This is a genomic window from Maribacter sp. MS6, from assembly GCF_056839185.1.
Genome location: NZ_CM166389.1, coordinates 4,115,533 through 4,135,113 on the forward strand (window position 1 = coordinate 4,115,533; position 19,581 = coordinate 4,135,113).

The 19,581-nt window shown below is 39.9% G+C and carries 14 protein-coding genes and 1 pseudogene; 8 read left to right on the top strand and 7 right to left on the bottom strand.

Features of this window, described 5'->3' with window-relative positions:
• Window positions 1-67 precede the first annotated feature (67 nt).
• From MS6x_RS17985 to MS6x_RS18005, 5 genes and pseudogenes are all read right to left on the bottom strand, one after another.
• Window positions 68-2,437 carry an FtsK/SpoIIIE family DNA translocase gene (locus MS6x_RS17985; RefSeq protein WP_482604033.1) on the bottom strand — a complete coding sequence of 790 codons (2,370 nt, stop codon included), beginning with the start codon at window positions 2,435-2,437 and terminating at the stop codon, window positions 68-70.
• 62 nt (window positions 2,438-2,499) lie between these two features.
• Window positions 2,500-2,865: a diacylglycerol kinase gene (locus MS6x_RS17990; RefSeq protein WP_482604034.1), complete on the bottom strand. Its 366-nt coding sequence runs from the start codon at window positions 2,863-2,865 to the stop codon at window positions 2,500-2,502.
• A 16-nt stretch (window positions 2,866-2,881) separates the two neighbouring features.
• Window positions 2,882-3,385, bottom strand: coding sequence for a thiol peroxidase (tpx, locus tag MS6x_RS17995; RefSeq protein ID WP_482604035.1), 504 nt, complete (start codon window positions 3,383-3,385; stop codon window positions 2,882-2,884).
• Window positions 3,386-3,650: 265 nt separating this feature from the next.
• A pseudogene (nhaC, locus tag MS6x_RS18000) lies at window positions 3,651-5,138 on the bottom strand (Na+/H+ antiporter NhaC).
• Between the two features lie 73 nt (window positions 5,139-5,211).
• A complete protein-coding gene (locus MS6x_RS18005; RefSeq protein ID WP_482604037.1) occupies window positions 5,212-6,432 on the bottom strand; it encodes an aminotransferase class I/II-fold pyridoxal phosphate-dependent enzyme in 1,221 nt (406 codons plus the stop codon).
• Between the two features lie 152 nt (window positions 6,433-6,584).
• Between MS6x_RS18005 and MS6x_RS18010 the strand changes: the two genes are divergently transcribed.
• Window positions 6,585-7,043, top strand: a complete 459-nt coding sequence (locus tag MS6x_RS18010; RefSeq protein WP_482604039.1) for an Lrp/AsnC family transcriptional regulator — start codon at window positions 6,585-6,587, stop codon at window positions 7,041-7,043.
• A 47-nt stretch (window positions 7,044-7,090) separates the two neighbouring features.
• Window positions 7,091-8,497 (top strand): dihydrolipoyl dehydrogenase, encoded by a 1,407-nt coding sequence (gene lpdA, locus MS6x_RS18015; RefSeq protein ID WP_482604041.1) that lies wholly within the window; start codon window positions 7,091-7,093, stop codon window positions 8,495-8,497.
• A 94-nt stretch (window positions 8,498-8,591) separates the two neighbouring features.
• Here lpdA and MS6x_RS18020 read toward each other — a convergent pair whose 3' ends face one another.
• Both MS6x_RS18020 and MS6x_RS18025 read right to left on the bottom strand, forming a co-directional pair.
• Entirely contained in the window at window positions 8,592-8,822 is a 231-nt protein-coding gene (locus MS6x_RS18020; RefSeq protein WP_482604043.1) for a CDGSH iron-sulfur domain-containing protein, read from the bottom strand.
• Between the two features lie 55 nt (window positions 8,823-8,877).
• Window positions 8,878-10,071 carry an acyltransferase family protein gene (locus MS6x_RS18025; RefSeq protein WP_482604045.1) on the bottom strand — a complete coding sequence of 398 codons (1,194 nt, stop codon included), beginning with the start codon at window positions 10,069-10,071 and terminating at the stop codon, window positions 8,878-8,880.
• Between the two features lie 117 nt (window positions 10,072-10,188).
• Here MS6x_RS18025 and MS6x_RS18030 point away from each other — a divergent pair, with 117 nt between their 5' ends.
• The 6 genes from MS6x_RS18030 (at window position 10,189) to MS6x_RS18055 (ending at window position 19,578) form a co-directional block, all read left to right on the top strand.
• Window positions 10,189-10,725: an NADPH-dependent FMN reductase gene (locus MS6x_RS18030; protein WP_482604046.1), complete on the top strand. Its 537-nt coding sequence runs from the start codon at window positions 10,189-10,191 to the stop codon at window positions 10,723-10,725.
• A gap of 3 nt (window positions 10,726-10,728) precedes the next feature.
• On the top strand, window positions 10,729-12,027 hold the full coding sequence (locus MS6x_RS18035; RefSeq protein WP_482604047.1) for an anthranilate synthase component I family protein: 1,299 nt from the start codon (window positions 10,729-10,731) through the stop codon (window positions 12,025-12,027).
• 280 nt (window positions 12,028-12,307) lie between these two features.
• Complete coding sequence (tilS, locus tag MS6x_RS18040; protein ID WP_482604048.1) at window positions 12,308-13,576, top strand: tRNA lysidine(34) synthetase TilS; 1,269 nt, start codon at window positions 12,308-12,310, stop codon at window positions 13,574-13,576.
• Window positions 13,573-15,537 carry a protein-disulfide reductase DsbD family protein gene (locus tag MS6x_RS18045; RefSeq protein ID WP_482604050.1) on the top strand — a complete coding sequence of 655 codons (1,965 nt, stop codon included), beginning with the start codon at window positions 13,573-13,575 and terminating at the stop codon, window positions 15,535-15,537. The genes tilS and MS6x_RS18045 overlap by 4 nt, the downstream gene beginning before the upstream one ends.
• 109 nt (window positions 15,538-15,646) lie before the next feature.
• A complete protein-coding gene (locus MS6x_RS18050; protein WP_482604051.1) occupies window positions 15,647-18,040 on the top strand; it encodes a penicillin acylase family protein in 2,394 nt (797 codons plus the stop codon).
• 2 nt (window positions 18,041-18,042) lie between these two features.
• Window positions 18,043-19,578, top strand: coding sequence for a YifB family Mg chelatase-like AAA ATPase (locus tag MS6x_RS18055; RefSeq protein ID WP_482604053.1), 1,536 nt, complete (start codon window positions 18,043-18,045; stop codon window positions 19,576-19,578).
• Window positions 19,579-19,581: the final 3 nt, after the last annotated feature.

Sequence of the window (19,581 nt, forward strand, 5' to 3'; positions counted from 1 at the left end):
ACTTCTTCTATTTATATTTTGTTTAAACGAATTATCCTAAGGTTTTTCTATACTAATTATGATCGTTTTATTCATTATCCAATAATAATTGTAAGGCTACGAGATCGGGAATTAGCACTTGCCTGGCTTTACTACCTTCAAAAGGACCAACAATACCTGCCGCTTCTAGTTGGTCAACAATTCGCCCTGCTCGATTATAACCAAGCTTTAACTTTCTTTGTATTAAAGATGCGGAGCCTTGTTGCGCAATTACAATAACTTCTGCTGCCTCCCGAAATTTGCCGTCTCTTTCGGATATAATATTATCAACACTCGTGCCAGAATCTTCGCCTACATACTCGGGTAATTCATGGGCTTCTGGGTAAGCGCGTTGGCTACCGATGTATTCTGTGATTTTAGCTACCTCTGGTGTATCTACGAAGGCACATTGTATACGTGTAACATCATTGCCTTGGGTAAATAACATATCTCCACGACCTATAAGTTGGTCCGCTCCTTGAGCATCTAAAATAGTTCTGGAATCTATTTTTGAAGTCACCCTAAAGGCTAATCTTGCCGGGAAGTTGGCCTTAATGATTCCAGTAATTACATTGACTGATGGACGCTGGGTGGCGATAATCAAGTGTATCCCAATTGCTCTGGCCAATTGTGCCAGTCTGGCAACCGGTGTTTCTACTTCTTTCCCGGCGGTCATGATCAAATCTGCAAATTCATCAATAACTAAAACTATATAGGGTAGAAATTTATGCCCGTCGTTAGGGTTTAGTTTCCTAGCCTTAAATTTGGTGTTATATTCCTTAATGTTTCGTACCATAGCTAGTTTAAGTAGCTCATATCGATTGTCCATCTCTATACAAAGCGAATTCAAAGTATGTATTACCTTGGTATTATCGGTGATAATAGCCTCTTCTGAATCCGGTAGTTTAGCCAAGAAATGGCGTTCTATTTTATTGTAGAGTGTAAGTTCCACTTTCTTTGGGTCTACAAGAATAAATTTAACCTCAGCAGGATGTTTCTTATAGAGTAATGAGGTCAATACCGCATTAAGTCCCACCGATTTTCCTTGTCCCGTAGCTCCTGCCATGAGCAAGTGAGGCATTTTTGCCAAATCTACCACAAAGGTTTCATTACTGATTGTTTTGCCAAACGCGATAGGTAGTTCCATTTCCGCGTTTTGAAATTTCTTGGATGCAATTACAGACCGCATGGAAACGATGCTTGCGTTTTTGTTCGGAACTTCTATACCAATAGTGCCTTTACCGGGTATCGGAGCAATAATTCGTATGCCCAATGCGGCCAAGGATAGGGCAATATCATCTTCTAAGTTCTTAATCTTAGAAATACGAACACCTGCTTCTGGTACAATTTCATATAAGGTAACCGTAGGTCCTATGGTTGCTTTTATTTGTGCAATCCCTATTTTGTAGTTCTTTAAGGTGTCTACAATACGGTCCTTGTTTTCCTCTAGCTCTTGCTGATTAATCGTGATACCACCGGTGACACCATGCGGATCCAGAAGTTCTATTGTGGGGAATTTGTAGTTGCCCAGTTCTAGGGTAGGGTCAAACTCACCAAAATCATCTACGAGCTTATTGGCAAGCAAATCCGACTCTTCTTGTTCTTCTATAATTTCCTCTACTTCCATATTCAGTGAAGGTTCTTCCTCTTCCGGTTCTTTAGGAACGGTAATTTCAAAATCGTTGGATTCCGGTTCTTTTTCTATATATGGAATTTCAGCTTTATGGGTGTAGGTATCAATAACAATTGGTTCTTCGTCCAGACTAGATGTCAGCGTTTCTTCCGTTTCTGAACGAGGTTTCTTAGCAGACTTGAATTCTGATGACAATGCTTCCTTCCTAGATTTGAAAAAAGAGGCAACTCCTTCTGGTGTAAGCTTAAATAAGCGGACGGTAATAAAAACAAGACCAAATAGCAGTAGTAGTAATACACCGATTTTTCCTGCATAGTCCTGTAGAAAGTCGTTGATTTCATAGCCTATCAAACCACCTAAAAGCGGACTTTCTGTAGCGAAAAATCCAAGGGTAACAGAAATCCAGATGATAAATATGAGTCCCCATATCCATTTTTTAAGGAGTCCTTTTTTCTCTAGCCCCAAAAACATATATATACCGCTTAAACAAAGTAAAAGTGGAAAAATCAGGGCCGATATGCCAAAACCTCGATACACAAAAAAGTGACTTACACTGGCGCCAAATTTGTTCAAAAGATTTTTTGCCTGTTCGTTACGGTCATTAAATTCCGTTAACAAGCTTTGGTCTTCTTGCCATGTAAAATAAAAGGAGATAAAGGAGAAAAATAGGGCAATACTAAACAGCGCAAGTAGACTACCCAAGATAATCTTATTCTGCTTGGACAAGATAAACGGTGTTTTCTTTTGAGTAGGTTTGGGCTTTCTTTTGGTTGCCTTCTTTGCCATGAATCGATTTGTTCTAGGGGCTAAATTACAAATTTACGACCTAAGCCGTCCAGTTTGTCTATTTAAAAAATCTTAGGGAAATATATAATACAGCCAATGATACTGGCTGCTATGGAAACTAACATTACGGCACCTGCAGAAACATCCTTTATTAGACCAATTTTTTTATCAAATTCTGGCTGTATGTAATCGGATAGTTTTTCTACTGCCGTGTTCATACCTTCCGTTCCTAATACAAGGGCAATTGCAAAAATTTGAATCATCCATTCCGAAGCGCTGATATCAAAATAAAAACCGGCCGCAGTCATAATCAGACCTAAACAAACCTGAATTTTTATACTGGCCTCTGTGCGTATTAAAAGTATGGCTCCGCGAATTGCGAAGCCAATACTCTTTATTCTATTTACTAGAAAGGATTCTTTAGGCATACTGTTTGGCTGTTTTCTATGCCATTAATGCTTCTAATGCAGCTTTATAATTTGGTTCGTCTACTATTTCCGGCACCTGTTCTGCGTATACTACGCTTCCTTTTTCGTCTATAACTACAACAGCTCTAGAGTGTAAAGGTGCTAAGGGGCCATCTGTAAAAGAAACATTGTAGGCCTTTCCAAAATTACCATCTTTAAAATCTGAAAGCATTTCAACGTTTTCTATGCCTTCCGCACCGCAAAAACGAGCTTGGGCAAAGGGTAGGTCTTTAGATACGCAGAGTACAATAGTGTTATCCAGTTCTGCTGCCTCTGTATTAAATTGTCTTACGGATTGCGCGCAGGTTCCTGTATCTACACTTGGAAAGATATTCAAGACTACTCGAGAGCCTGCATAATCCGAAAGTTTTACCGTAGCCAAATCATTGGTAGTCAATTGAAATTCAGGAGCCTTACTCCCGGCTGAGGGCAATGTTCCCAATGTATTTATAGTATTTCCTTTTAATGTAACTGTAGCCATTGTGTTGTCTTTAAAATTATAACGTGAAATTAAAAAATATAAGTAGAAAATGTAAGTGTTTAGTAAAGTAAATAATGAAAGCAGTTTATATTTAAACTTTGATTGTCCTAAGAACCTTTAATACGCCTTATATAGCAATTATTTTATACACTATAGATTACTCGTAAATTGATATCGTACAATTTAATGGGTTGTTTATGAAGTACCCAAAGATGCTAAATTGGACCATTTCTTATAAACGGAGTTTGGTGATACGCCTAGTAAACTATGCAGTTACTTTCGTTGCCAATTGTTTAATTTTAATTCCTAAACCTGCAAAAATCAATGTCATAATAGGGCTTAACCAATTAAAAATGGCAAACATAAAATAGTCTGCTACACTAACGCCCAAGACTCCACTGTGATAGGCGCCACATGTATTCCAAGGGATTAAAACCGATGTAACCGTACCAGAATCTTCTAGGGTACGGCTTAGGTTTTCCGGTGCAAGACCTCTGTCCGCATAGGCTTTTGCAAACATTTTACCAGGGACAACTATAGCTAGATACTGGTCAGAAGCAGTAACATTCAAGGCCAAACAGCTTGCTACGGTGCTGGAAAAGAGTCCAAACGTAGTTTTTGCCATACTCAAGAGGGATGCGCTAATGCGTGACAGTGCTCCAATACCATCCATAATACCCCCAAAAACCATAGCGCAAACTATAAGCCAAATTGTGCCTAACATACCTGCCATGCCTTTTGCAGCAAAAAGGTCGCTTAGTGCTTCATTCTCCGTGGGTATGGTCGTATTCACTGTTATTGCCTTAAGAATACCCTTGTAGCCAGATTCAAAAGTCAACTCTTTTGCATTGGTGATGCCCGCTACAATATCTGGTTGAAACAACAGGGCGAATACACCGCCTAGAAGCGTTCCGATAAGTAATGCCGCCAGAGGAGGTGTTTTTTTCACGATTAAAAGGATAACCACAAGCGGAACTATAAATAACCATCCATTGATGTTGAAACTTACCTCTATGGATTTTAATATACCATCTATATCTGCGGTTCCTGAAGTATCTAAATTTAATCCTATAATAATAAAAACGGTTAACGTAACTAAAATGGTTGGTATGGTAGTGATGGTCATATACTTGATATGACTAAAAAGTTCACCTCCCGCCATTGCCGGAGCGAGGTTTGTGGTATCGCTTAACGGTGATAGTTTGTCTCCAAAATAGGCGCCTGAAAGAGCAGCACCTGCAGTCATTCCCAATGAGATTCCCAAGGCATCACCGATACCTATTAGCGCAATTCCTACAGTAGCGGATGTGGTCCAGCTGCTTCCAGTCGCAATTGATATTATGGCACAGATGATTACACAAGCTGCAAGAAAAATAGTAGGGTTCAATATTTGAAGCCCATAATAAATCATAGCAGGGATAATTCCACTAATCAGCTATGTTCCTGCGAGCGCACCCACCATCAACAGTATGAGTAGGGCACCGGTTGTAGACTTCACATTTTCCGCTACCTCTGCAATCATTCTTTTGTAGGAAACTTTATTCAAGAAACCTACAATGGCAGCTACCGCTCCTCCTAATAATAATACAAACTGATTGGAACCACTTAAAGCGTCATCTCCAAAAACATATACATTGTAGGCTAACATTCCTACCAAAACAATCACGGGAATCAATGCTTCCCAGATACTTAGTTCGTTGTTTTCGACAATATTTTCGTTCTGTCTATGTTTATTTGGGTTTTGCTTGGCCATTAATAATCGGTTTGGTTATCCTGTAATATTACAACTTATGGCACGGATGTGCAAGCTGAGCGCGAAAGCGCTATTAGCGTGCCGCAGTCCTAGTTTCTAGAATTCCCAACGCTGCCATACATTCTTTCATTTGTTCGTAGGTGCGTTGAATATCGTGGTCCAATCCTATCGAAAAACGAATTAATCCATCGCCAAGTCCCATTTCTTTTTGTTCCTCCTCTGGAATTTCGGAGGAAGTTGAACTACCAGGAGCACTGAACAATGTTTTGTAGAATCCTAAGCTTACAGCCAAGTAGCCCAATTTCTTTTCTTGCATCAATTCCATTAGTGTGTTTGCACGTTCCAAGGAACCCACATCTATGGTCATTAGACCACCAAAGCCATATTGTGGATTCATTTGCCCTTTCATTTTTAAATGTCCGGGATGGGAGGGAAGCCCTGGGTATACCACACGTAACCCGTCGGCTACGAATTTTTCCGCAAGAAATAGGGCGTTTTCGCTGTGCTTCTGCATTCTGATGTGCAGGGTGCGCATATTTTTTAATATGGATGCTGCCCTTTGACTATCTAGCGTACTGCCCAGAAGCATTCCTGCACCGTTATTTACATCTTTCAGGCTTAGGCAAAAATCGGTAGTGCCGCAAACCACGCCTGCAACGCAGTCGCTAGTTCCGTTGATGAATTTAGTGAGGCTATGGATTACGATATCCGCTCCCAAAGTTGCCGGACGAATCGTTAAAGGTGAAAAAGTGTTGTCGACTACTAAAGGCATGTTATTTTTATGTGAAATCTTGGCCAAAGCAGCGATATCTGCAACTTCCAACAAGGGGTTGCTAACACTTTCGCAATATATCATTTTGGTATTCGGTGTCATGGCGTTTTTAACAGCTTCCATATCGGTGATGTCCACAAAAGAGGTTTCGATATTAAACTTCTTTAGGAAATTTTTCATGAAGGCATAAGTACCACCATATATGGTTCTGCTACTAATAATGTGATCTCCTGCGTTACATAGTTGTAGAATGACAGCGGTTATGGCACCCATGCCACTGGCGGTGACGTTCGCGCTTTCCGTACCTTCCAATGCCGCCAACGCTTCGCCCAAGTAAAGGTTGGAGGGAGAGGAATGTCGACTGTAAAGATAGCAGCCTTCCGTATTGCCTTCAAAAGTATCGAACATCGTTTTGGCCGATAAAAAGGTGTACGTAGATGAATCGGATATAGACGGGTTAACGCCACCATACTCTCCAAAATATTGCAAATCCTGTAAATCGTTTGCTGCTTTTTTACTCATAATAGTGTATTTTATAGGTAAATATATATTTTATAAGATTAATTGTCAATCGGAATGTATTTTACCAGAATATAAAACTATAATTTTAATATATTTAGATGATATAACTGATATGAAGGCTGCACAATACGTATAATAGAAAACGTTTCATCATGAAATTAGATAGTACCGATTTAAAGCTGTTGAACCTGTTACAGGAAAACTGTAAAAAGACAACCAAGGAATATGCCCACCAATTGGGACTTTCTACTACCGCAGTGTACGAGCGCATTAAGAGATTAGAAAAATCGAAAACAATAAAAAGCTATGTAGCTTTAGTCGATTCAACCCAAGTAGATAAAAATTTCACGGTATTCTGCCATATAAAACTGGTACAGCACACTAGGGATTACATCAAACAATTTGAACGGGAAGTTTTGCAATTGGAAGAGGTGGTAGAATGCCACCATTTAAGCGGCGATTATGATTATTTGGTAAAAATAGTGGTAAAGGATATGCAGGACTTTCGCGACTTCATGGTTTCTAAGCTTACGGCTATAAACCACATTGGGAGCACCCAGAGTTCCTTTACAATTAAAGAGGTAAAGCATTCTACCGTAATCCCGCTTTAAAAACAGAAAATAGTATTAATTTTACAATAATTTGAAAAATACAATTTATGAATCAATATGATGTAGCCATAATAGGCTCGGGACCTGGAGGATATGTTGCCGCAATCCGTTGTGCCCAACTGGGAATGAAAACCGCAATAATTGAAAAATATCCAACGTTAGGAGGCACTTGTTTGAATGTTGGCTGTATACCTTCGAAAGCGTTGTTGGATTCTTCGCATCATTATGAAGATAGCGTAAAGCACTTTGAAGAGCATGGAATTGAAATTTCTGGGGAAATCAAAGTCAATCTAGAAAAAATGATCGGCAGAAAGCAAGCTGTTGTAGATCAGACCACAAAGGGTATTGAATTTTTAATGGATAAAAATAAAATTGATGTACTGCAAGGTCTGGGTAGTTTTAAGGATGCTACCCACGTGAACATAACGAAAGACGACGGTAGTACAGATACGATAGAAGCCAAACATGTTATTATTGCAACAGGTTCAAAGCCTTCGACATTGCCTTTTATAAAAGTAGATAAGGAACGAATCATTACCTCCACAGAGGCTTTGAAGTTAAAGGAAATACCAAAGCACATGATCGTTATCGGTGGCGGGGTTATTGGATTGGAACTCGGTCAGGTATACAAAAGGCTCGGGGCAGAAGTCACGGTCGTAGAATATATGGATCGCATTATTCCAACAATGGATGCCGCACTTTCCAAGGAACTCATGAAAGTGCTGAAAAAGCAAAAAGTGAAATTTGCCCTTTCGCATAAAGTCAAATCCGTTGAACGAAAAGGGGCTAAAATTACGGTGAAGGCAGACGATAAAAAAGGGAATGAAGTGGTATTCGAAGGTGATTACTGTTTGGTATCCGTAGGAAGAAGCCCGTTTACCAAAGGATTAAACCTAGAGGCGGCAGGTGTTGCACTAGATGAGCGTGGTAGAGTAGCGGTAGATGGTCATCTTAAAACAAATGTGGATAACATCTATGCTATAGGAGATGTGGTAAAAGGAGCTATGCTAGCACATAAGGCAGAAGAGGAAGGTACCTTGGTAGCTGAGCAGTTGGCGGGTCAAAAACCACATATCGATTATAATCTTATTCCAGGTGTTGTTTATACTTGGCCAGAGGTTGCTGCCGTTGGCAAAACCGAAGAAGAATTAAAAGAAGCCGGAGTGGCCTATAAAGTAGGTCAGTTTCCGATGAGGGCTTTAGGTCGTTCTAGGGCAAGCGGCGATATAGACGGATTCGTAAAAATATTGGCCGATAAATCAACCGATGAAGTATTAGGCGTACACATGATCGGTGCACGATGTGCAGATTTGATTACAGAAGCGGTTACCGCAATGGAGTTTCGAGCATCTGCAGAGGATATGGCGCGTATGAGCCATGCCCACCCGACCTATGCAGAAGCCGTTAAGGAAGCGGCATTGGCCGCAACGGAAGACCGTGCCTTGCATATTTAAAAGTAACTATTTATGTAAATTAATAACGAAAAAGCAGCCCGAAAAGGCTGCTTTTTTATTTTTTAAACTCCATTAATTTTAACCTGGCTAAATGCTAATTCTTATGACTCCCATCACAATAAGGAGGATTACTAGTTTTTTTACAAGTGCATAAAAAGGACGATTTGTCCTCTTCAACGCTAAATCCTAAGGAAGGTGGTTTGTTGTGTGCTCTATGGGCTCCATCACAAAATGGTTGGTTCGCGCTATGGCTGCATGTACACCATGCGTATTTCTTGTCTTTCTCTAAGTCTACTTGAATGGGTGCGTATGTATTATCGCTCATGATTCTAATTTTTTTACAAATTAAGCCAAAGAAGCGACAACTAAAATAGCGGGACTCAATTCTTAATCAGTCCAAATAATTTTGCCAATTTCAGGGAAAAGTTCCGTATCAGGCTAAAACCAAACAAAAGTGAATATTCTAGTCGTTTTCGTACTACATTTAAATAATTGTGTAACGATAGCTTAATGCTTGCTTTGTGGTCTTCATATCGCAGTGCCAAATAGGAGCAAACCACCACAAACACGAGTACTCCTGGAATAAGAATGACGGGGCTTACAGCGTGATGAAAGAAGCCATACAGTCCTAGTCCAGTGAAGCTGCCATAGAGAATAATAAAATGAATAATATAGATGGATAAGGTACTTTGACCCAGTCGCAAGAGTGTTCTGTTCGTCAAAAAGTGTCTAAACAGCATAAATACGCTGAAAACCAACAAAACATCCCCAAGCCTAATGAAGAGATAATTATTATAAAAAATAGCTTTAAATAGGGATATACCCGTTGCCCCTGAAAATGCTAAGAAAGCATCGGAAGAATAAAAAATCAGCACAAAACCCAATAGTGCAGATATGCCAATGGCCATCGGATATAAGCGCTTACTGTTGCGGTAGCGATAAAATAGCACCGAGGCAAAACTGCCAAAGGTGGCGTATCCAAACCATGGTATAATGGTGAATACGGAACCGTTTGCTTTGGTAAGGTAATTCGCTAACCATTGTGGTAAAACTTGAAAATCAACTGGTTTGTACCAAGGTTCAAAGATGAACAAGACCATTGTGGTAGTTACTAAAATAATAGGAAGCAACCACTTCTGTCGCTTGGCTGTCAACAAATAGATGGTAATGATGCAAAGTATGGAAAGCCCTATACAATGTAGCACATCTACCAGATAAAAAGAGCTGTAAATTTCCCCTTTAAACAAGCCAAATAGATTTAGGCGAAGTAGATAACCAATTAGTAGTAGTTCCAAACCACGTTTAATTCCTTTTTTTACTCTTGGGTTGTCCCAGCCTTGTTCAGGTACTTTTATTAAAAGGTAGGTGAAGATAAATCCAGAAACAGTAAAGAATACCGGTGCGGTTATTCCTCTGAAATATTTCCAAATACCAAAAAACATGTTGGAATCATCACGAAAGGCATTGTCTAGCAGTCCGTCTATAAAATGACCTTGTAGCATCATCAGGATGGCCCATGCACGAATGGCATCAACAAAATATAGTCGTGTATTTTTAGCGTTAATTTTGTTCATTCTAAAGCTATATACTTCATTGCGAGCACCTTTGGACGTTTCGCGCTGCGAAATTAGACAAAATACTGGCAACTCAATGGTATTTGGGCTATTTTCGTAATCGAAAAAATGAGCCAGATGTCATATATATTAGGATTTGCAGGTAGTAATTCATCAACTTCTATCAATTATAAATTGGTACGCTACACGGCCTCTTTGATAAACGGGCGGGAACTGCGATTATTGGATATGGCCAAATATCCCTTTCCCATGTATAGCGAGGACTACGAAAAGGAACATGGTTTTTCCAATTCGTTGGTGGAGTATAAAGAAGATATTAAAAAAGCTTCTGGAATTATTTTATCCGTAAACGAGCACAACAGTAATCCTTCGGCTTATTTTAAAAACCTCATCGATTGGCTGTCTAGAGTAGATAAGGATTTTATTAGGGAGCAAAAGGTATTTTTAATGGCAACATCTGGAGGAAAAAGAGGTGCTCAGAGCTCTTTGGAAGTATGTGAAAAAGTTCTTTCACGTTTTGGTGCTGAGATTACCGATACTTTTTCGCTTCCAAGCTTTACGGATAATTTTGATGTAGACAAAGGAATTTTGGACACAGCGTTGGCATCTGAACATTCAGAAAAGTTAGAAACGTTCTTAGCTTCAATTCGCTAGTTCTTGAGAAAGACCCTTCGTTTCACGGTTGCTAATATCTCAAATTTCAAAGAGAATCTTTTGGAATGGTCACGTCATTTTAATGAGGTAGTTTGGTTGGATAGCAACTGTCATGAAAATCTATACACTTCTTTTGACTCCCTTATGGCCGTAGATGGATTAACTGCAATTTCTACCGATGCACATAACGGATTTAAAGATCTAGCGGAATATCAGGCGCAAGTAAAAGATTGGATTTTTGGCTACTTAAGTTATGACCTTAAAAATGATATAGAAGACTTATCTTCTACAAATTTTGATGGCTTGGAATTTCCCGAGCTTTATTTTTTTCAACCCAAAAAAATTATTAGTATTCAAGGGAATGAAGTTCAGTTCAGGTATTTGAATATGGTGGCAGAAGAAATATCGTCTGATTTTGAAATATTATCTTATGGAACGTTTCAAGAGACTGATGTTAAAGCCCCTGATGCCGATGTTCATATAAAAATGCGAATTTTTAAGGATGAGTATTTCACTAAGGTCAACCAAATGTTGGCGCATATTCATAAAGGTGATATTTATGAGGCAAATTTCTGTCAAGAATTCTATGCCGAAGATTTGCAGCTAGATGCATTGCACACGTACAAAAAACTAAATGCTATATCCTCCTCACCTTTTGCCACATACCTGAAACTGTTCGACAACTATTTGATGTGCGCCAGTCCAGAACGTTATTTAAAAAAAACGGGTACAAAAGTAGTTTCCCAACCTATAAAAGGGACTGCACCTCGTTCTAAAAATGTGGACAATGATGAGCAAAATAGCAAGGATTTGCAAGCCGATGAAAAGGAACGCTCAGAAAACATAATGATTGTAGATTTGGTTCGCAACGACCTGTCCAAAAGCGCATTAAAGGGAAGCGTTGTAGTAGAAGAATTATGCAAGGTGTATTCATTTAAGCAAGTACATCAAATGATTTCAACGGTTTCAGCCTTGGTTCCAGATGATATAGACCCGATTCAAGTACTCAGGGAAACCTTTCCTATGGGTAGCATGACAGGCGCACCAAAAGTATCTGCCATGAAAATAATAGAAGAGCTGGAATCCTTTAAACGAGGACTGTATAGCGGCGCTGTCGGCTATATTACTCCCTATGGTAATTTTGATTTTAATGTGGTCATACGCAGTATATTGTACAACGAAAGCAAGAATTATGTGTCCTATGCTGTTGGTAGCGCAATAACGGCCAAGTCGGTTCCCGAAAAGGAATATCAAGAATGTTTGTTAAAGGCCAAAGCCATGCGAGAGGTGTTGGAGGGGTAGGGTTCACGGGCCAAGTTCAAGTATCAAATATAATAGATTGTTACGCTACAATGATCGTCGTTCAGTACTTCAATCTTAATTTAGCGACTAACAAAACGAAGGATATCCTACTCATTATTAGTTTAGTCATTACTCATTGTTGCCCTCTTATAACTGAATCTGCACAATAAAGGAGTTCAAGTCTCATATTTCAAATCTAACAGCGGACGTCTATTAAAAATCCTACCTTTGCCCAATGCTCACCGAGTTTAAAGCACATATAGACCAACATTTCCCTTTTATGTTGAAGGACAGACTATTAGTAGCCTGTAGTGGTGGTTTGGACAGCGTAGTTTTAAGTCATCTTTGTCATAAGGCTGGACTAAATATAACACTGGCACATTGTAATTTTAGATTGCGTGGGTCGCAAAGTGATGCCGACGAGACCTTTGTTAAGGAATTGGCCCAACAACTGGATGTCGATTTTTTTGTAACCCGTTTTGATACCCTTGGCTATGTGAACCAACATAGGGTTTCCGTTCAGATGGCCGCACGTGAATTGCGATATACCTGGTTCGATGGATTATTGAAAACCAAGGGGTTTACCAAAGTGCTTACAGCGCATCATTTGGACGATGCTGTAGAGACCTTTTTAATTAACTTATCTAGAGGAACGGGGATAGACGGACTCACTGGAATACCACATCAAACAGAAACAATCGCACGCCCTCTCTTAAAGTTTTCAAGAGAAGAATTGTTGAACTATGCAAAAGCAAACAAACTCACGTGGCGAGAAGACGCTAGCAATTCAGATACCAAATATTTGCGGAACAAAATTCGTGCTGAGGTAGTTCCACTATTAAAGGAGCTGCATCCCAGCTTTTTAGAGAATTTTAAGTTGACCACTAGATATTTATCCCAAACTTCTTCGATTGCGAAAATGCAATTAGCCCAACAAAAGGCTAAGTTGTTTGAGCATGAAAACGGCGATTTTAAAATAGCCATAGAAGAATTAAGAAAGTTAGTTCCTCTAGAAGGATATTTGTTTGCACTATTTCAAGAATACGGTTTTTCCGAATTTGAAAATTTACGGGATTTGTTAGATGCTATGAGCGGCAAATATATCGAATCTAAAACCCACAGGTTATTGAAAGATAGGGATTACTTATGGCTTTCGTCCTTGGAGTCGGACAGGAACGATATCGATAATTTTTCTATTTCCAAAGAGGATAAAAAGATTGATACCCCTATTCCCTTAACATTTTTGGATGTAGTCGAAAGAAATGAGAACACTTCTACTATAATTTATGTTGATAAAAATGCGTTAAAGTATCCGTTACAGGTAAGGAAATGGAAGAAAGGCGACTATTTTTATCCCTTGGGGCTTAAAGGGAAAAAGAAGTTGTCAAAGTTCTTTAAGGATGAGAAAGTTCCTGTTCCCCTTAAAGGCAAGCAGTGGTTACTATGCTCAGGAGACGATATCGTTTGGATTATTGGTAAACGAGCCGATGAACGATTTAAAGTGCGAGCAGACACAACCGCGATTTTAAGAATAGAAGTACAATTATGAGAGTAGCAATTTTAAGTTTTTTCTTTTTTGTTTTGCCGTTTTTAGGGCAGTCTCAGGACGATGAAAATCCAGTAATCTGGGAAACCGAGGTAAATCAAATTTCTGAAACTGAGTTTGAACTCATCGTCAAGGGTAAAATCTTTGAAGGATGGCATGTGTATTCGCAGTTTACACCAGAAGGTGGTTCTAGACCGAGTGAATTCTATTATGAAAAGGATAGTGTTGATTATATTTTATTGGGGCCAACTTTGGAAAGTGAAACAGAATCGGAATACGTAGAGGTTTTTGATTTAGAAGAAGTTTTTTTTAAGGAAGAAGTTACTTTCAAACAGAGTATAAAGCTCATAAATTCAGAGATAAATCAAGTAAAAGTTAACTTATATTATCAAGTTTGTAAGGAGGTCTGTATTCCTGTCGAAATAGATTTTGTTTTTTCTTTGAATGGCGAAGCTGTAGTGAAGGAAATAGTTGACGTAGATGATCGTAGCAAAGCACTTTCCGAAAGTTTAAAATTAGACCTTAAGAATAAAGATCTGCTTACCCAGGGTCAAGAAAATATTGGAACGAGCACAAGTTTATGGGTCATATTTGCGCTCGGGTTTTTAGGGGGACTTATTGCTCTATTGACGCCATGTGTATTTCCGATGATTCCGTTAACGGTGTCGTTTTTCACCAAACATTCTCAAAAGAAATCCAAGGGAATCGCGAACGCCCTGTTATATGGTTTTTTCATTGTACTGATTTACTTTTTATTAAGTCTGCCCTTTCATTTGTTCGATTCGGTAGATTCACAAATACTCAATACCATAGCGACCAATGTATGGCTCAATCTGGCCTTTTTTGCCATTTTCGTCTTTTTTGCCTTTTCCTTTTTTGGATATTATGAACTAACGCTACCTAGTTCGTGGGCCAATAAAATGGATGCTGCCTCCTCAAAAGTAGGTGGCGCTTTGGGTATCTTTTTTATGGCGGTTACCTTGGCTATTGTTTCGTTTTCGTGTACCGGACCTATCTTAGGTGGACTATTGGGAGGTACTACCTTGGCAGAAGGTGATGTTGCCATTAATCTTACCGCAGGTATGACAGGTTTTGGTGTCGCGCTAGCCTTACCGTTTGCATTGTTCGCCTTGTTTCCTGCGTGGTTAAATTCCTTGCCTAAATCCGGTGGATGGATGACCACCGTAAAAGTGGTACTTGGTTTCTTAGAGCTTGGACTTGCCTTAAAATTCCTTTCCAATGCCGATTTGGTGGGCCATTGGGGTATTCTAAAACGCGAGGTATTTTTAGGTATTTGGATTCTATTAGGTTTGTTGATGACGCTTTATCTATTTGGTATTTTTCGTTTTCCCCATGATGGGCCGAAACAAAAATTATCCTTAGGAAGAAAGGCAACAGGCTTTTTAAGTGCTGTTTTCACGGTTTATCTTATTCTTGGCGTGAGCAACCTTACGAATTTAAAATTGTTGAGCGGATTCCCGCCACCAGAATTTTACAGTGTTTTTGAGCAGGAAAGCGATTGCCCCTTGGGTATCGATTGTTTTAAAGATTTTGATGAAGGCTTGGCGTTTGCCAAGGAAAATAATAAACCTATTCTGTTAGACTTTACCGGATGGGCCTGTGTCAATTGCAGAAAAATGGAGGAGAATGTCTGGAGCGAACCGGATATCTTTCCGATTCTAAAAAATGACTACGTGCTTATTTCGCTATATGTGGATGATCGAAAGGAATTATCTGAAGCCCAGCAATTCGATTTTCAGTATGATTCCGGTCGTGTAAAACGCATCGAGAACATTGCCCAGAAATGGGGAACGTTTCAAGACATTAACTTCAATGCAGTCTCTCAACCGTTTTATGTCTTGCTTTCCCCAGATTTAGAAGTGCTTAATAGTTCTATTCAGAATAGCGATGCGGATACGTATAGGTCATGGCTTTTAGAGGGACTTGAAAACTTTGAGAAGTAATCCACAGAATAGGGCTATTGTGAGCTTTTGTCAATAAAATACAGAGCTAAACGGTTTTTTTTCGAAAATTTAATCATACCTTGGAGGCAAACTTCCCCTAATAACTGATATGAAAATTCTAAAAAAAATCGGACTCATTGTATTGGTCTTGGTCATTGTTGTGATGATTGCCGGTGCTATTTTTATGCAAACTTTAAAACCGGATTATTCTGGCACAAAATCCCTGCCCCAACTACAAAACGAAGTACAGGTGTACTATGATACCTATGGCATTCCACACATATACGGAGAAAGCGAGGAGGACGCGTTTAGAACTTTGGGTTATGTTCATGCGCAAGATAGACTCTGGCAAATGGAGCTGCTGAGAAGAATTGGTAGTGGCGGACTTTCAGAGGTTTTCGGTGTCGATTTATTGGGAACGGATAAGTTTTTTCTCGCTTTAGGCATAGACGATGCTTCTGCGGTAACTGTTTCCAAATTGGATTTGAGCAAAGATGCGGTGAAAGTGGCTCAGGTGTATTTAGATGGCGTAAACCAATTTATAGCCGAGGGACCCACGCCGGTAGAATTTTACTTGACCGGAATCGATAAAGCTGATTTCACTTTAAAGGACATGTATAATACCATGGGCTATATGGCCTTCAGTTTTGCCATGGCCCATAAGACAGACCCTTTACTTACCAATATCAAGGATAAACTGGGACCGGCTTATTTGGAGGATTTGGAAATAGATTCTTCTACAGATTTAGAGTGGATCAAGAATTATCCTCCAACAGAGTCGGATTCCGTCCAGAATTCCATTACCGCAATGGTTTCGGATGCGCTCGGCAAGCTCAATCTCCCCATGTTCGAGGGTAGCAACAGTTGGGTGTTGGCACCTGAAAAAACAAAAAACGGAAAAGTAATCTTTACGAACGATCCCCATATTGGCTTTGCACAACCATCTGTATGGTATGAGGCACATATAGAAACGCCTACGTATTCCAAATACGGTTATCATATGGCAGGTATACCTTTTCCTGTTTTGGGGCATAATCGAAAGTTGGCCTACGGGATGACCATGTTCGAAAATGATGATGTTGATTTTTATTACGAGGAAAATAATCCGGAAAATGATAACGAATATAAAACCGCGACCGGATGGAAAGCTTATGAGACGACCAACAAAACGATAAAAGTAAAAGATGCGGATGACGTTTCTTTCTCTTATAAAAAATCGGTTCACGGACCTATTTTAAACGGAATTGCCGATCAGGTTACCGGAGAACGCCCTATTGCAATGTCTTGGGTATACACCGAAATGAAAAATGAGGTTATCGATGCGTTTTATGGTATTAGTCAGGCGAACAATTTAGAAGAATTTTATAAATCCTTACCTAAAATTCATGCTCCAGGGCTCAATATTATGTATGGTGATGCTATAGGGAACGTGGGTTGGTTTGGCAGTGCCCAATTGTATGAAATACCGGACAGTGTGAATTCCAAATTAGTTTTTGAGCCGAATCAGGGTTTGCCATTGGATAAAAAATTACTTGATTTTTCTCAAAATCCACAAGCCGTTAATCCGCCTTGGAACTACGTGTATTCTGCCAATAACCAACCCGATTCTATTGCCGGCATGTTATATCCAGGGTATTATTTGCCCGAGAATAGGGGTAAGCGTATCGTTACACTACTGGATTCAAAGGATGACTGGGATATGTCAAGTGTAAGTGAAATGATGCTCGATGTTACTTCTTCTGTAAATCCTTCAATAGTCAGTAATTTGATTAAGATGATTGATGTATCGGCGCTAACCCCTGAGCAGCTTAAAATGTTGGATACGCTTAATTTATGGCAGGGGGATTATCCAATCGAAAGCATAGCGGCTACCATTTATTCACGATGGGAATATTTTCTTTTGGAGAATATCTTTAAGGACGAATTGGGCAAGGCAATGTTCACGCAATTTTTAAGTACCCATTTCCACAAAAGAGTGATAGCCCCCATGGCAGGCAAAGAAAATTCTGTTTGGTGGGATAATGTCGATACGCCTGATACCAAGGAAACAGCTGAAAACATCATACAGGATGCATTTTTAAAGGCAGTAACCTCGTTGGAAACCGATTTTGGCCCCAATATGGAAAGTTGGACATGGGAGAAAGTGCATACCTTGGAACATCCACATCCGATAGGACAGGTAGAAGCGCTAAAATCCTTTTTTAATGTAGGACCTTTTCCAGCACATGGAACACGAGAGGTGATTAACAACATGTATTTCAATTACGATGGAACAGGTAGGTATAAAATTAGCTCGGGTCCATCTACACGAAGGGTAATAGATTTTTCTGATGTAGAAAATAGTGTAAGCATTTTACCTACGGGACAATCCGGAAATCCATTTAGTGACCATTATAAAGATCAAGCAGACCTATTCATCAACGGGGAATTCCGTAAAATGATGATGAATAAGGAAGAAATTCAAAGATCGACGGAAATCCTTATTTTTAGTCCAAAGGAATAAAAATGCTAACAAAGGTTTACGGGAGTGCTGTATTTGGAGTCGAAGCTACCACGATAACAGTAGAGGTCAATATAGATAAAGGAATCGGTTACCATCTCGTAGGCCTACCGGATAATGCCATTAAGGAAAGCAACTACAGGATTGCTGCCGCATTACAGAATAACGGTTACAAAATTCCTGGAAAGAAGATTACCATAAACATGGCACCGGCAGACCTTCGTAAGGAGGGTTCCGCTTACGACCTTACCTTAGCTTTAGGCATTTTAGCGGCATCTGGTCAGATACAGTCGGAGGAAATAGAGAAGTATATTATAATGGGCGAACTGTCCCTTGACGGTAGTTTACAACCCATAAAAGGCGCCTTGCCTATTGCGATAAAGGCTCAAGAAGAGGGATACACCGGATTTATTCTACCTAACGAAAATGCCAAGGAAGCTGCCATTGTAAGCGACCTAAAAGTGTACGGTGTAGATAATATCAAACAAGTCTTGGAGTTTTTTGACCAAGGAACGCCTTTAGAGCAGACCATTATTGACACCCGAGCAGAGTTTTACAAAAGCCTAGATTTTCCTGAGTTCGATTTCTCGGATGTAAAAGGACAGGAGAGCATCAAACGCTGTATGGAAATCGCAGCCGCCGGAGGTCATAATATTATATTGATTGGTCCGCCTGGTGCCGGTAAAACGATGCTAGCGAAACGATTACCCTCCATTTTACCACCCATGACACTACATGAGGCCTTGGAAACCACAAAAATTCATAGCGTGGTAGGGAAGATAAAGAATATGGGCTTGATGAATCAGCGGCCGTTTCGCAGTCCTCACCATACGATTTCCGATGTTGCACTCGTTGGTGGCGGTTCTTATCCGCAACCAGGGGAAATTTCGCTTTCCCATAACGGAGTTTTGTTTTTGGATGAACTACCGGAATTCAAACGAGGGGTGTTGGAGGTATTGCGCCAACCACTGGAAGACCGTGAGGTCACCATTTCTAGGGCACGCTTTACCGTTACCTATCCCAGTAGTTTTATGTTGGTGGCGAGTATGAATCCAAGTCCTGGAGGCTACTTTAATGACCCGGATGCTCCCGTAACCTCTTCACCAGCAGAAATGCAACGCTATTTGAGCAAGATTTCCGGTCCCTTGTTAGATCGTATTGATATACATATCGAAGTCATCCCAGTACCTTTTGAAAAGCTTTCCGAAGACCGAAAAGGTGAGGGTAGTGTAGAAATACGTAAAAGAGTTACAACAGCTAGGGAAGTACAGACCAAACGTTTTGAAGGACTGGAAAATGTCCATTACAATGCCCAAATGAACACCAAACAGATACGGGAGTTTTGTGTATTGGACGATGCTTCAAAAGCCCTTCTGAAAAATGCCATGGAGCGACTCAACCTCTCGGCCCGTGCCTATGACCGTATTTTAAAAGTTGCCAGGACCATTGCCGATTTGGCCAATGAGCCGGAGTTGAACGGGAATCATATTGGGGAGGCAATACAGTATCGGAGTCTAGATAGAGAAGGGTGGTTGGGGTAATAA

Bases quoted from the DNA above. Each gene is read 5' to 3' on its own strand.
- MS6x_RS17985 (WP_482604033.1), bottom strand. From the start codon at position 2,437: ATGGCAAAGAAGGCAACCAAAAGAAAGCCCAAACCTACTCAAAAGAAA.
- MS6x_RS17990 (WP_482604034.1), bottom strand. From the start codon at position 2,865: ATGCCTAAAGAATCCTTTCTAGTAAATAGAATAAAGAGTATTGGCTTC.
- tpx (WP_482604035.1), bottom strand. From the start codon at position 3,385: ATGGCTACAGTTACATTAAAAGGAAATACTATAAATACATTGGGAACA.
- MS6x_RS18005 (WP_482604037.1), bottom strand. From the start codon at position 6,432: ATGAGTAAAAAAGCAGCAAACGATTTACAGGATTTGCAATATTTTGGA.
- MS6x_RS18010 (WP_482604039.1), top strand. From the start codon at position 6,585: ATGAAATTAGATAGTACCGATTTAAAGCTGTTGAACCTGTTACAGGAA.
- lpdA (WP_482604041.1), top strand. From the start codon at position 7,091: ATGAATCAATATGATGTAGCCATAATAGGCTCGGGACCTGGAGGATAT.
- MS6x_RS18020 (WP_482604043.1), bottom strand. From the start codon at position 8,822: ATGAGCGATAATACATACGCACCCATTCAAGTAGACTTAGAGAAAGAC.
- MS6x_RS18025 (WP_482604045.1), bottom strand. From the start codon at position 10,071: ATGAACAAAATTAACGCTAAAAATACACGACTATATTTTGTTGATGCC.
- MS6x_RS18030 (WP_482604046.1), top strand. From the start codon at position 10,189: ATGTCATATATATTAGGATTTGCAGGTAGTAATTCATCAACTTCTATC.
- tilS (WP_482604048.1), top strand. From the start codon at position 12,308: ATGTTGAAGGACAGACTATTAGTAGCCTGTAGTGGTGGTTTGGACAGC.
- MS6x_RS18045 (WP_482604050.1), top strand. From the start codon at position 13,573: ATGAGAGTAGCAATTTTAAGTTTTTTCTTTTTTGTTTTGCCGTTTTTA.
- MS6x_RS18050 (WP_482604051.1), top strand. From the start codon at position 15,647: ATGAAAATTCTAAAAAAAATCGGACTCATTGTATTGGTCTTGGTCATT.
- MS6x_RS18055 (WP_482604053.1), top strand. From the start codon at position 18,043: ATGCTAACAAAGGTTTACGGGAGTGCTGTATTTGGAGTCGAAGCTACC.